Raw genomic sequence first — 12,792 nt, 5'->3', positions numbered from 1 at the left:
AATAAGACAGAACAAGATAAAAAGATTAAATGTTATTCAAATATGCGTCATATCTGGATTAGAATATAAAAAAAGGTTTATCAAATAACTTGATAAACCTTGATAAAATCTAGTGCGGATAACAGGACTTGAACCTGCACGGTCGCCCACTGGAACCTAAATCCAGCGCGTCTGCCAATTCCGCCATATCCGCATTTGTTAATCACTCTGTAAGAGCGACAACAAGTTGATTATACAGATATTATGACTTTCATGCAAGCACTTTTTTGCAAAACATTCAGCATTCAGCAAACATTTAATATTGAAGTGTAAAGATAAATTTCACTTATGCTAAACATTCAATCAATATTCAAACATTATCCGATGTAAATCATTCGTTGCATTTTAATATGGAAAACTGATATAATACAATCTTTGCAGAGTGGCAATGTATGGGGCAACTATAGTAAAAGTTATTACGCCTTTGACATAAATGCCGCTGTGATGCGCGTTTCGTGAGATGGTGATCTAGTAAATGCCATTTGTCAAATACCAATGTTGTTTGAGATGATGTGATTAAGTCTAAAAGGTATTAAAGTGAAAATGAAACAGAGTGTAAATAAAACAAATAGTATTGTTGAAGGTCCAATCTGGAAGAATATGCTGATCTATTTCTGGGCTCTGCTTTTGGGAGCGTTCTTTCAGCAGTTTTATAATACAGTTGATGCTGTAATTGTTGGAAGAGCGGTTGGAAGTGATGGACTTGCGGCAGTTGGCGGATCGGCAGCTATGGTTGTTAATCTTTTTGTGGGATTTTTTATGGGATTGTCATCCGGAGCAACGGTTGTAATAGCGCAGTTTTACGGAGCTGGAAGGAAAGATGAAGTCAAGAAGGCGGTGCATACTGCGATTGCGATTGCTATCTCAGGAGGCATTATTATAACGATTATAGGGCTTTTTATATCATCATGGATTATTGATGTTATGAAGACGCCTAAGGAAGTTATAGAGGCTTCTACGGCTTATTTGAGGATATATTTCATTGGTATGGTGGCAAACCTTGTTTACAATATGGGCGCAGGAATTCTACGTGCCATAGGGGATTCAAGAAGACCGCTTATAGTGCTTATTATCAGCTGCTTTGTAAATATTTTCCTTGATATATTCTTTGTTATCGTGCTTGGAATGGGCAAGCAGGGAATAACTCAGGGCGTTATGGGTGTAGCTGTGGCGACGGTTATCTGTCAGCTTATAAGCGCGGTGATAGTAGTGATCATGCTTATGAGAAGCAATGATTCCTATAAACTTATCTTAAAAGAGATAAGGATTGACCCGGGAATGCTGAAGAGAATCATCAGCATAGGTTTACCCGCGGGAGTTCAGAGTACAATGTACACTCTTTCCAACGTGCTTATTCAGGCGTCCATCAATGAGTTTGGAAAAGATGCTACGGCAGCATGGGCGGCGTATGGAAAAATAGATGTACTATTCTGGATGACGATCAGTTCCCTGGGAACAGCAGCAACAACTTTTGCGGGGCAAAATTATGGAGCCGGCAAATACTCAAGAGTCAGGAACAGCACAAGGCAGGCGTTCTTCATAGCGGCGGTTATTACTACACCTTTGAGCGCAATTTTATATTTCTGGGGAAAAGTATTTCTTTATATATTTGTCGATGATGCCAATGTTATAAGCATTGGCGTTCAGATGATAAAATTCCTTGCACCATTTTATGTGACCTATATTGCAGTTGAGATATTGTCAGGAGTGCTTAGGGGAATGGGAACGGCACTTGTTCCAATGCTCATTACTTTAAGTGGCATATGCCTGTTAAGAGTGTCATGGATACTGCTGGTATTCCCGCAGCACAGAACAATTGAGACAGTAGAGGCAAGTTATCCAATTACGTGGATAACTACTTCAGTTCTTTTCTTTATTTATTATTTTTATTATGTGATAAAGCATCATATCGGAACAAAGTATGAAAAGACAAATTGATGAGTATGCCTGTTGCGAATTATGCCCGAGAAAATGCAGAGTAAACAGGTACGAAAAACAGGGCTTTTGTAATGAAAAAAGTGAGCTTCATGTCAGCAGGGCAGCGCTTCATATGTGGGAAGAACCATGTATTTCAGGAATGAATGGTTCGGGAACGGTTTTCTTTTCAGGCTGCAATATGGGATGTGTCTTTTGCCAGAATAAAAAGATAAGCAGAGGAGAAACGTTCAAAGAAATCACGATTGACAGGCTCACGGATATATTCTTTGAACTGGAAGATAAAGGGGCAAATAACATAAATCTTGTGACGGGTGATATGTTTATTCCTTCGATAAGAATTGCCATCGAAAGGGCAAAAGACAGAGGAATAGGGATCCCGTTTTTGTTTAATACGTCGTCATATCTTTCGCTGGATGCGGTGAAGAGCCTTGATGGCCTTATCGATATTTATCTGCCTGATATGAAATATATAAGAGAACAGGATGCGATAAAGTACAGCAGGGCAAAAGGGTATGTGGAAGCAGCAAAGGATGCTATTGACGAAATGGTAAGGCAATGCCCTGAATGTATATTTGAGACACATAATGGTGATGAGAATATCCTGCAAAAGGGCGTTGTAGTAAGGCATCTATTGATTCCGGGAATGCTTATCCAGGCTAAGCTTATAGTTAAGTATTTGTATGGCAAATATGGTGACAGAATTTATATCAGCCTTATGAATCAGTTCACGCCCAACGGAGAATTGGAAAATTACCCTGAAATAGACCGCAAAGTTACTAAAAGGGAGTATGACAGCCTAATAGATTATTCAGCTGAAATTGGGGTAAAAAATGGCTATATGCAAGTGGGCGAAACTGCAAAAGAAAGTTTTATACCTAATTTTGACTGTGAAGGAGTATAAAACGGCTACACTAATCATACTTTGATGGATTTACTGAATATTGAAAATAAAAAAGATTGCCGGTGCGACATCATATCAGACATCATATCACACTGGCAATCTTTTTTATTTATTGCTATTTATTTCTTAGTTTCCTGCAGAAACATCTTCTGATACTTCATTTACAACAGATTCTTCGGAAGGTTGTGGAGCGGCAGGCGCTTCAGTAGTCTGTGGCTGTTCTGCCACTGGCTGGGCAGCTGCTATAGCTGATGCCTGTTCTGCTGCGATTATCTGATCAATACCAGGCTGAACCATGAACTCTAACGTATGGTGACAGGTATTAAGCACACGGGTTTCGTTACCGTTTTCGTCGGTTACAGTAGTATATGCTGAATTTGTCGGAGTGTAATTGACAAATCCGGATTGAAGAGCCGGTGGAACTTCCGGAGTGAGTTCAAATACACCGGCTGTTTTGAATGGGCAGTACTCCGTGGCAGGACATCCGTCAATTGCACACATTGTTCCGGCGTAGTGCACGTCACAACTCTCAGTAGGGACAGTTCCCTCTTCAAAGTATTCACTCATAAGCGTGCCGTTGCAGAGACCTTCAATTGGCTGTTTGCCGGATCTTGAACATACTGTTGCAGTTACGATTCCTTCAGGAACTGAGAAGGAAGAGTAAGGCAGATCTTCATGGATTCGTGCCATTACTTTTCTCCACATGGTCTTTGAAAGGTTCTTCTCAGCGGAATCCTTCATGCTGACGTAGTTATCATAACCGGTCCATGTTGTTGCTGTATAGTAATTGGTATATCCTGCAAACCAAACATCCTTGTAATCGGATGTTGTACCTGTTTTACCGGCAATCTGTGTTGTTCCGAAATTAACTGATCCACCGGTTCCGGAGGTAACAACGTCTTGCATTGCGCTTGTGAGAAGGAATGCAGTGGTTTCTTTAATGATTCGTTTTGCTTTTGCTTCTGTATTGTCAAGGATTACATTTCCATCATGATCGACAACTTTGGTGTAAAGTTTGGGTTCGATGTAGACACCACCATTTGCTATAGCAGCATAAGCTGCATTTAATTCATAGTTCTTAACACCGTAGGTAAGACCGCCAAGAGCTGTTGACTGCTGAACATCTGAGTAATATTTGCCATTTATGTATACACCATCTGTTAATGTTGTAAATCCGAAGTTCTTGAGGTAATCGAAAGCAAGCTGAGGAGTGATAAGTGTTATGGCTTCAACTGCGATAACGTTCATGGAATCCTTTATGGCAGTTCTTACAGTATTAAGGCCACGATACTCAGCTCCCCACCAGTTCTTTACAAGAGTTCCGTCTTCGTAGGCATAAGGGGCATCGTTAAATACTGTAGCCAGTGTAAGACCTGCGCTGTCAATACCGGGAGCATAGGTTGAAAGAACCTTATAAGTGGAACCTGGCTGACGATAGGCGTCGGTCGCTCTGTTGAAGGTACGGCTTGCAGTTTTCTGACCGCGACCACCAACCATTGCTACAATATAGCCTGTGCTCTGCTCTTCAACTGTAATGGAAACCTGAGGCTGAGGAAGGAGATTGTACTTTTCGCCAAGTACGGTATCACCATCAGCCATAACGGCAGCTTTGTATTCTTCGATAGCAGCTTCTGCATCTTCATGGGAAGAAAAGAGCAGGTTAAAACTGGAATTCTTATTCTTAAAATATGTCTGGAACATCTCTGTGCTATGATTTGTTACTGTGCCATCAGAGGATTTAACAGATAATTCATAGCTCAAAAGATATTTGGTTCCGGCAGGGTAATTCTCTTCATTACTAAATACGTCGTCGCAGATTGCCTGAATCTTAGGATTCTGAGTTGAGTAAATCTTAAGACCGCCACTATATAAAAGAGTGTAAGCCTGAGTCTCGTTATATCCTGCTTCAATAAGATCAGCAAGGATATCATTGGTGAGAGCATCTACAAAGTATGAATTGATAGTTGTATCGCCGCCGGTTTCCTGATTGACATTCTGAATACGTGAATATACGTCGTCAGAAGATGCCTGATCATACTCAATCTGAGTTATAAAGTTATGTTTGAGCATATGGTCAAGAACTTTTTGACGTCTTACGGAGTTCTTGTCAGGATGTGTAATAGGATTGAATCTGCTTGGGTTCTGTGTGATAGCAGCAATTACAGCACATTCTGAAAGTGAAAGCTCGCTTACAGACTTGTTAAAGTATCTAAGTGAAGCAGCCTGAACACCAAGTGTGTTAGAACCAAGGTTGATAGTGTTCATGTAGTTCAAAAGGATTTCTTCCTTAGACATTGTCTTTTCAAGCTGAATTGCAAGATATTGTTCCTGAATCTTACGCTTTACACTCTGAAGCTTACTCTCATTAGTCCAACCGGAAAAAACATTGTTCTTAAGGAGCTGCTGAGTAATAGTACTTGCACCTTCGGAGAAATGACCTGAAGTAAGACCTACAATACCGGCTCTTATGATACCTTGAATATCAATACCGTTATGCTCGTAGAATCGCTCATCCTCGATAGCAACAAAAGCATGGGCAAGATTTTCAGGAATCATATCCCATGATACAGGGATACGGTTTGAGTCAGTTGAGACCAGCTTGGCTATTTGATTGCCGTCCGTGTCATAAACGAAGGTTGAAAAGCCCTTTGGTGTAACGTTTATGTTCGATATGCTGGGAGCAGTATCTCTGATGCCGTTAAATACGCCTATTCCTGCGCTTGTGCCTATGATGACTACAGCAAACATAAGAGCAAGTATGATATAAAATCCGAAAAGACTTATTTTTTTGCCCCATTTATTGGTTCCGGAGTTGAGAGCTCTTGCCTGCTCAACAACGCCTCTTTTCCCGTAATTCATATAAAAACCTCACTTTAATTCTGATTAAACTAAGTAATTATACCACTAAAGCCCGAATTTGGGAAATTCTATGATACAATGAAGGTATTGGATAATAGGATAATATGTGACTGTGCTTCACATTTCCTTAGATAATGATATTTAAGAAAGACCGGGTGTTATGAGTAAGAGAGAGTCATACAGAGTAATCATAGAAAATGGAACAGGAGAGATTGTTGAAAAGAAATCCAGGTTTATTGCAAATGTCTTTTCAGTAGAGAGTCAGCAGCAGGCGGAAGAAATCATTGCTAAGATCAGTAAAGAATACTGGGATGCAAGGCATAACTGCTATGCTTACGTGATCGGTGTAAATGGTGAAAATACCAAATGCAGTGATAATGGAGAACCTTCAGGAACTGCCGGAAAACCAATTCTGGAAGTGATAAACGGCGCAGGAGTGACCAACACTCTTATTATAGTAACAAGATATTTTGGCGGAGTGCTCCTTGGAACAGGAGGTCTTGTAAGAGCCTATACCCAGTCCGCACAGGCGGCACTTGCTTCTTCTGAAATAGGGGAGATGGTACTTGCCAGAAAGCTAACACTCAAAGTTAACTACAACATGATTAACAACGTGCAGTATTATCTTTCGCAAAATGAAATCAACATCTCCGATTCGCGTTATGAAGCCGATGTTGAATTTGATATCTGTGTAAAAGAAAATGATGTATCCCGCATAACAGACGGTCTCACCCAAAAATGTGAAGGACAGATCACTATCATCGAAGGGGACAAAGACTACTACCTTTTATGACATATTTCGTATTATCACAGAATTAGATTTATGGAATATAATAGACTATTCATCTACAAGCTCTCGCGTTAGACAGCAGGTGGTGTGAGGTGGCTGGAAACAATAGAAATGCGAATCATTCGCACGAGGAAGATGATTTACGAAACGAAAAAGCGAATGGATGTCTTCTGCTTTGAGCAGCGCGAAAGAAGACATCCATTCGCTTTTAAGTTATGTAAATCACGACGAGGAGAAGTGAGCAGAGCTATTGTTCCAGCCCCATCTCATCACCTGCGTCCTAAAGGCATTACTAAAGGCATTATCACTTCTTGAAGCTTGCTCTCTTACGGAGTGTAGGATCAAGAATTCTCTTTCTGATACGAAGGCTTGTAGGTGTTACCTCCAAAAGTTCGTCAGTATCAATGAATTCGATGCACTGCTCAAGTGACATGATTCTTGGTGGAACGAGACGAAGTGCTTCATCAGAAGATGATGTTCTTGTGTTTGTAAGGTGCTTTGTCTTGCAGACATTAACTTCTACATCTTCGCTCTTTCCGCTTGTTCCGATAACCATTCCTGAGTAAACCTTATCACCTGTCTTGACGAAGAGCTGACCTCTGTCCTGAGCATTGAAAAGACCATATGCTGTAGCTTCACCTGTCTCGAATGCGATAACTGAACCAGTCTTACGATAGTTCATATCTCCCTTGTAAGGAGCATATCCATCAAAGATAGTATTGATAATACCGTTACCCTTTGTATCTGTCATGAACTCGCCTCTGTATCCGATAAGTCCACGTGAAGGGATGTTGAACTCAAGACGTGTATAACCACCGTTTCCGGCACCCATGTTTACAAGTTCACCCTTTCTTTCACCGAGCTTCTGGATAACGCTTCCGGAGAATTCATCAGGAACATCGATGTAGCACTTCTCCATAGGCTCAAGCTTATGGCCTGCTTCATCTGTATGATAAATAACTTCTGCTTTACTTACTGCAAATTCAAAACCTTCACGGCGCATTGTCTCGATAAGAACTGAAAGGTGAAGCTCACCACGGCCGGAAACCTTGAATGTCTCAGTTGTATCTGTATCTTCTACACGAAGAGATACGTCAGTATTAAGCTCTCTGTAAAGTCTGTCGCGGAGATGACGGGAAGTTACATATTTACCTTCCTGACCTGCGAGAGGAGAGTCGTTTACGATAAAGTTCATTGAAATAGTAGGCTCAGAGATCTTTTGGAAAGGAATAGCAACCTGGTTATCTACTGAGCAAAGTGTGTCACCGATCTTAAGGTCTTCGATACCTGAAATAGCAACGATTGAACCAATCTTAGCTTCCTGAACTTCAACTCTTCCAAGTCCGTCATACTCATAGAGCTTGCTGATCTTAGTCTTGATACGTCTTTCTGGCTCATGGTGGTTAACAACAACAACTTCCTGGTTAACCTTAACAATGCCGTTATCAACCTTACCTACACCGATACGACCAACATATTCGTTGTAGTCGATTGTACTGATAAGAACCTGTGTGCTTGACTCAGGATCACCTACAGGAGCAGGGATGTAGTTAATGATAGTGTCAAGAAGAGGCTTCATATCTGTGCCCTGTTCTTCAATTGAAAGGGAAGAAGTACCAGCTTTTGCTGATGCAAATACGAATGGGCAATCAAGCTGGTTGTCATCTGCACCAAGGTCCATCAAAAGCTCAAGAACTTCGTCGATAACTTCCTTAGGTCTTGCTTCAGGTCTGTCAATCTTGTTGACACATACGATTACAGGAAGTCCAAGATCCATTGCTTTTCCAAGAACGAATTTGGTCTGTGGCATAGGTCCTTCAAAGGCGTCAACTACAAGGATAACGCCGTTAACCATCTTAAGTACACGCTCAACCTCACCACCGAAATCAGCATGGCCGGGAGTATCGATGACATTGATCTTAATGTCTTTATATGTGATAGCTGTATTCTTAGACATGATAGTAATTCCGCGCTCTTTTTCAATATCGCCGGAATCCATAACACGCTCAACAACTTCCTGACCAGCACGGAAAACTCCGCTCTGTCTCAAAAGTCCATCTACAAGAGTTGTTTTACCATGGTCAACATGGGCAATAATAGCAACGTTCCTTACATCATTTCTAGTCTGCTTCATAAATCTTTTGTCTCCTTAATATAGAAAAAACACATCCAATTTTCAAACTACGAAAGTATAGCACGCATTTTTTTTGAGTTCAACTACTTTTTTACCATACATATAATTATTATGCAAATTGGCAATAATTCCCTTATTTACGCACTTTTTCGTTGTAAGTTCTTTTCTCATAGAATATAATTAGAGCGTTCGTGAATATTAAAAGTTGAAAGGGGAGCAGTACAATGAAGGCAAAATTTTCAGAATACTTAAATACAATTGCTCCGGGATTAAAAAAGCTTATCGCAGAGCTTGATAAGAGCTTTGATTATGTAAGCGTCCTGGCAACAGATTCAGTTGGTTTTACCATGAGTGCATCACAGAAGGTAAAGTCAATAAGAGGCAACAGCACATTGATGTCTGAGAGAGGAAATGTGGTCAGAGTTTATAAGGATGGACTTTACAGCGAGTACTCCTTTAACATTTTTGATTGTGACAAGGCAGTCGAAATGGCAGATAAAATAAGGAAGATATTGGATAGACAGTTATCTGTATTAAAGGCTACAGACAGTAAGATATATAACACAAAAAAGCTTGCGGATGAAAAGCAGGAGCTTTTTGTTGAAATGGAAACCGATTCCATGCCTGAGGAGACAGATTTAGACGCTCTTTTACAAAAACTTCAGAAGTTTAGTGACGAGGGAAAGGCATCTTCAGAATATGTGATCGACTGTAACATTTCTGCTCAGTCTACACATGTATGCAAGATGTTTTTAACTGCAAACAGAGATCTTCGTCAGAGTTATGTTATTTCAGAGGGTGGTCTTTCAGTCATCGGCGTTAAGAATGGCAAGAATGATATGGCGTATAACGGCCTTTCAGGAAGAAAAGGACCTGCTCTTTTTGACGAGTACGAAGAACTGGTTAAAAAGACCTGCAAGGAACTTCTTGACAACCTTGACAGTGAACATGTTGAGCCCGGCGAATATGAGATCATTACAACTCCTGAGGTTTCCGGACTTATCGCCCATGAAGCTTTTGGCCATGGCGTAGAGATGGATATGTTTGTGAAAAAGAGAGCTCTTGGCGCAGAGTACATTGACAAGCGAGTTGGCTCTGATATGGTTACCATGCATGAGGGAGCAAAGTGTGTTGAGGATGTAGCAAGCTATGCATTTGATGATGAAGGAACTCTTGCAGGTGATGTTATCGAGATAGATAAGGGAATCTTAAAGACTGGTGTCTGCGATGCTTTGGCAGCTCTTAGACTTGGCGTTGAACCTACAGGCAATGGTAAGCGTGAGAACTTCGAGCACAAGGTTTACACAAGAATGACAAATACAATGTTTGACAGCGGCGAAAGCACTAAGGAAGAGATGATCGCTTCTGTCAAAAAGGGATATCTTTTATCCGGAATGTATTCAGGTATGGAAGATCCAAAACATTGGGGAATTCAGTGTATCGTAGCAAGAGGATATGAGATCATTGACGGTAAATTGACAGGAAAGGTAGTTGCGCCTGTAGTTATGACCGGTTATGTTCCGGATCTTCTTGGCTCTATTTCTATGGTAAGTAAAGATTATGTATCTTTTGGCTCAGGCGCTTGCGGAAAAGGACACAAAGAATGGGTCAAGGTTTCCGATGGTGGCCCATATCTTAAGGCAGTTGCAAGACTTGGTTAAAATGATGCCATTGGGAAAAGAATGTACCCGTGGAATGTGACATCACTTTTGATCTTTACATCATAAAAATTTGAATAATAGCCGGCACTACATGATTATTGTTTGGTGTCGGAGAAAGAGAAAACGATGACTGATAAGATAATTGAAATATTAAAATCCCGTAATATCGATGCATGGGAAATTACAGATACCGTTACAGAAGGCTGGGAATTCTATTTTATTAAGCAAGAGCTTGATCAGAACAGAGTTCGCGATGTTGAGCATATCGTATTAAATGTTTATAGAAAGCTCGAAGATGGGAAAATTCTTGGAAGCGCTTCTCAGGAAATACCGCCTACTGCCACAGAGAAAGAGATTGAAAAGACTGTTGATGAGCTGTATGAGAGAGCTTCTTTTGTCAAGAATCCATATTATGAGCTGAACAAAAAGAAGGTTGAAGTAGAAAAAAGAAGCTTTAATCCCGAAGAAACTGCAAAGGCATATATTGAAGCTATGCAGCAGATTCCGGAGACAAGCACAGCAGATATCAATTCCTATGAGATCTTTGCTGAGAGCTGTACAAGAAGATATGTAAATTCTGAGGGTATTGATGTAACAGAAAGCTATCCTAACTCAATGGTTGAAGTTGTTGTAAATGCCAGAAATGACGAGCATGAGATTGAGCTTTACAGAATGTATAATGCCGGTACATGTGATAGCGAAAACCTTAAAAAAGAAATTGAAGAGACATTAAGATACGGTAAGGACAGACTTGTAACAAAGCCTACACCTGCACTTGGAAAAGCAACAGTCATTATTCCTTCAGCTGATGCTACACGTATTTATGACTGGATTGGAACAAGAATGTATGTGAGCATGAAGTATCGAGGATATTCTGACTGGGAAGTTGGAAAAGATATTATTCCGGGAGCTGTGGGAGATAAGATTTCTTTCAAGCTGGTAAAAGAACTTCCAAATTCTTCTTTAAACAGACAGGTTGACAAGCAGGGCGCTGCAATAAGAGATATGTATGTCATAAAGGATAACATTGCCGAGAGCTATTGGGGTGAGCGTCAGTTTGCTTATTATCTTGGAGTTGAGGATTCGTTTATTTGCGGAAACTATGAGGTAGAAGGTGGAAGCGCTACTGAGGCAGAACTTAGATGCGGACAGTATCTGGAAGCTGTTGAGTTCTCAGATTTCAGTGTTGATCCGATCACCGGAGATTTTGCAGGTGAGATCAGACTTGCTTACTATCATGATGGCGACAAAGTTACACCTGTTTCCGGAGGCTCAGTGTCAGGAAGTCTTTTGGAAATACTTAAAAATGTTAAACTTTCCAAGGAAAAGAGGCAGTTTGACAATTTCCTTGTTCCATCAATTATTAAGATGGAAAATGTTACAATTGCTGGTGTTGAATAAGATTGCTTAAATGAAACATTATCTGTGCTTAATTAATCTGCGTATTAATTAAGGATTTGACGGAAATTAATGTGAATATGATTTGATGTTGACAGTCTTATGAGTATGGATGTACTATGTTTCATAATTGGGTAGTTTTTAGGTTATTCCTTAGGAGGAGTATATGGCAATTTTTAAGGGTGCTGGAGTGGCAATAGCAACTCCGTTTAAAGAAAATGGTGAAGTGAATTACGATGAGTTTGCAAGACTTATCGAGTTCCAGATTGAGAATGGGACTGATGCAATCATAGTATGCGGTACTACCGGTGAAGCAGCAACTATGTCCGAAAAAGAACATATGGATGTAGTAAAGTTCTGTATCGAGAAGGTAAATAAGCGTATCCCTGTTATAGCAGGTACCGGTTCTAACTGCACAGAGACAGCAGTTGAGCTTTCTAAACTGGCAGAGGAATATGGCGCAGATGGCGTACTTTTAGTAACGCCATATTATAACAAGGCTACACAGAATGGACTTATCAAACATTTTTCAGCAGTTGCTGATGCTATCAGCATTCCTATTATTTTGTATAATGTACCAAGCAGAACAGGCTGCAACATCCTTCCTGAGACAGTTGTTAAACTTTGCAAGGAATACAAGAATATAGTTGGTATCAAGGATGCAACAGGAAATATTGCTCAGACATCTCATATGATGCAGATTGCAGACGGTTGTATCGATCTTTATTCAGGCAATGATGATGAAATTGTTCCGATCATGTCAGTTGGCGGACAGGGCGTTATTTCAGTGCTTTCAAATGTTGCTCCAAGACAGACACATGATATTTGCCAGAAGTGTCTTGATGGAGACTTTAAGTCAGCGCGTGAATTACAATTTAAAGCACTTCCACTTGTTAAGGCTCTTTTCTCCGAGGTAAATCCTATCCCGGTTAAGAGTGCGCTTAAGATGATTGGATTTGAGGCAGGCCCACTGCGCCTTCCGCTTACTGAGATGGAGCCTGAACATGAGGCTGTTCTTAGAGAAGAAATGAAAAAGTTTGGACTTATGAAGTAAATTTTATGACTGTAGCGA

8 protein-coding genes and 1 tRNA gene are annotated in these 12,792 nt (G+C 40.5%); 6 read left to right on the top strand and 3 right to left on the bottom strand.

The genetic code is table 11. The features are described from left to right. Positions 1 to 113: 113 nt before the first annotated feature. A tRNA-Leu gene (locus BM086_RS04575) sits at positions 114 to 193 on the bottom strand. A gap of 389 nt (positions 194 to 582) precedes the next feature. On the opposite strand from BM086_RS04575, the gene BM086_RS04570 reads away from it, so the two are divergent. Together BM086_RS04570 and BM086_RS04565 are read left to right on the top strand one after the other, a co-directional pair. After that, positions 583 to 1,977, top strand: a complete 1,395-nt coding sequence (locus BM086_RS04570) for an MATE family efflux transporter (RefSeq protein WP_092324116.1) — start codon at positions 583 to 585, stop codon at positions 1,975 to 1,977. Next, on the top strand, positions 1,961 to 2,878 hold the full coding sequence (locus BM086_RS04565) for a radical SAM protein (RefSeq protein ID WP_092324113.1): 918 nt from the start codon (positions 1,961 to 1,963) through the stop codon (positions 2,876 to 2,878). The genes BM086_RS04570 and BM086_RS04565 overlap by 17 nt, the downstream gene beginning before the upstream one ends. A 126-nt stretch (positions 2,879 to 3,004) precedes the next feature. Here the strand turns inward: BM086_RS04565 and BM086_RS04560 are convergent, their stop codons facing one another. After that, positions 3,005 to 5,737: a transglycosylase domain-containing protein gene (locus BM086_RS04560; protein WP_092324110.1), complete on the bottom strand. Its 2,733-nt coding sequence runs from the start codon at positions 5,735 to 5,737 to the stop codon at positions 3,005 to 3,007. 160 nt (positions 5,738 to 5,897) lie between these two features. Here BM086_RS04560 and BM086_RS04555 point away from each other — a divergent pair, with 160 nt between their 5' ends. Next, positions 5,898 to 6,530: a YigZ family protein gene (locus BM086_RS04555; protein WP_092324107.1), complete on the top strand. Its 633-nt coding sequence runs from the start codon at positions 5,898 to 5,900 to the stop codon at positions 6,528 to 6,530. Between the two features lie 301 nt (positions 6,531 to 6,831). On the opposite strand, the gene typA is transcribed toward BM086_RS04555, so the two are convergent. Beyond that, a complete protein-coding gene (gene typA, locus BM086_RS04550; protein WP_092324105.1) occupies positions 6,832 to 8,661 on the bottom strand; it encodes a translational GTPase TypA in 1,830 nt (609 codons plus the stop codon). A gap of 224 nt (positions 8,662 to 8,885) precedes the next feature. On the opposite strand from typA, the gene BM086_RS04545 reads away from it, so the two are divergent. The 3 genes from BM086_RS04545 (at position 8,886) to dapA (ending at position 12,774) form a co-directional block, all read left to right on the top strand. Beyond that, entirely contained in the window at positions 8,886 to 10,322 is a 1,437-nt protein-coding gene (locus BM086_RS04545; protein ID WP_092324102.1) for a TldD/PmbA family protein, read from the top strand. A 126-nt stretch (positions 10,323 to 10,448) separates the two neighbouring features. Beyond that, entirely contained in the window at positions 10,449 to 11,723 is a 1,275-nt protein-coding gene (locus tag BM086_RS04540) for a metallopeptidase TldD-related protein (RefSeq protein WP_092324099.1), read from the top strand. 163 nt (positions 11,724 to 11,886) lie between these two features. After that, on the top strand, positions 11,887 to 12,774 hold the full coding sequence (gene dapA, locus BM086_RS04535; RefSeq protein WP_092324096.1) for a 4-hydroxy-tetrahydrodipicolinate synthase: 888 nt from the start codon (positions 11,887 to 11,889) through the stop codon (positions 12,772 to 12,774). Positions 12,775 to 12,792: the final 18 nt, after the last annotated feature.

The sequence above is a fragment of the Butyrivibrio sp. YAB3001 genome, assembly GCF_900112195.1.
Lineage (GTDB): Bacteria > Bacillota > Clostridia > Lachnospirales > Lachnospiraceae > Butyrivibrio.
This window is presented reverse-complemented; position numbering and strand designations above follow the sequence as displayed.

Coding starts and splice junctions, on each gene's coding strand:
- BM086_RS04545 (WP_092324102.1), top strand. CDS start 8,886: ATGAAGGCAAAATTTTCAGAATACTTAAATACAATTGCTCCGGGATTA.
- typA (WP_092324105.1), bottom strand. CDS start 8,661: ATGAAGCAGACTAGAAATGATGTAAGGAACGTTGCTATTATTGCCCAT.
- BM086_RS04555 (WP_092324107.1), top strand. CDS start 5,898: ATGAGTAAGAGAGAGTCATACAGAGTAATCATAGAAAATGGAACAGGA.
- BM086_RS04565 (WP_092324113.1), top strand. CDS start 1,961: ATGAAAAGACAAATTGATGAGTATGCCTGTTGCGAATTATGCCCGAGA.
- BM086_RS04560 (WP_092324110.1), bottom strand. CDS start 5,737: ATGAATTACGGGAAAAGAGGCGTTGTTGAGCAGGCAAGAGCTCTCAAC.
- BM086_RS04570 (WP_092324116.1), top strand. CDS start 583: ATGAAACAGAGTGTAAATAAAACAAATAGTATTGTTGAAGGTCCAATC.
- dapA (WP_092324096.1), top strand. CDS start 11,887: ATGGCAATTTTTAAGGGTGCTGGAGTGGCAATAGCAACTCCGTTTAAA.
- BM086_RS04540 (WP_092324099.1), top strand. CDS start 10,449: ATGACTGATAAGATAATTGAAATATTAAAATCCCGTAATATCGATGCA.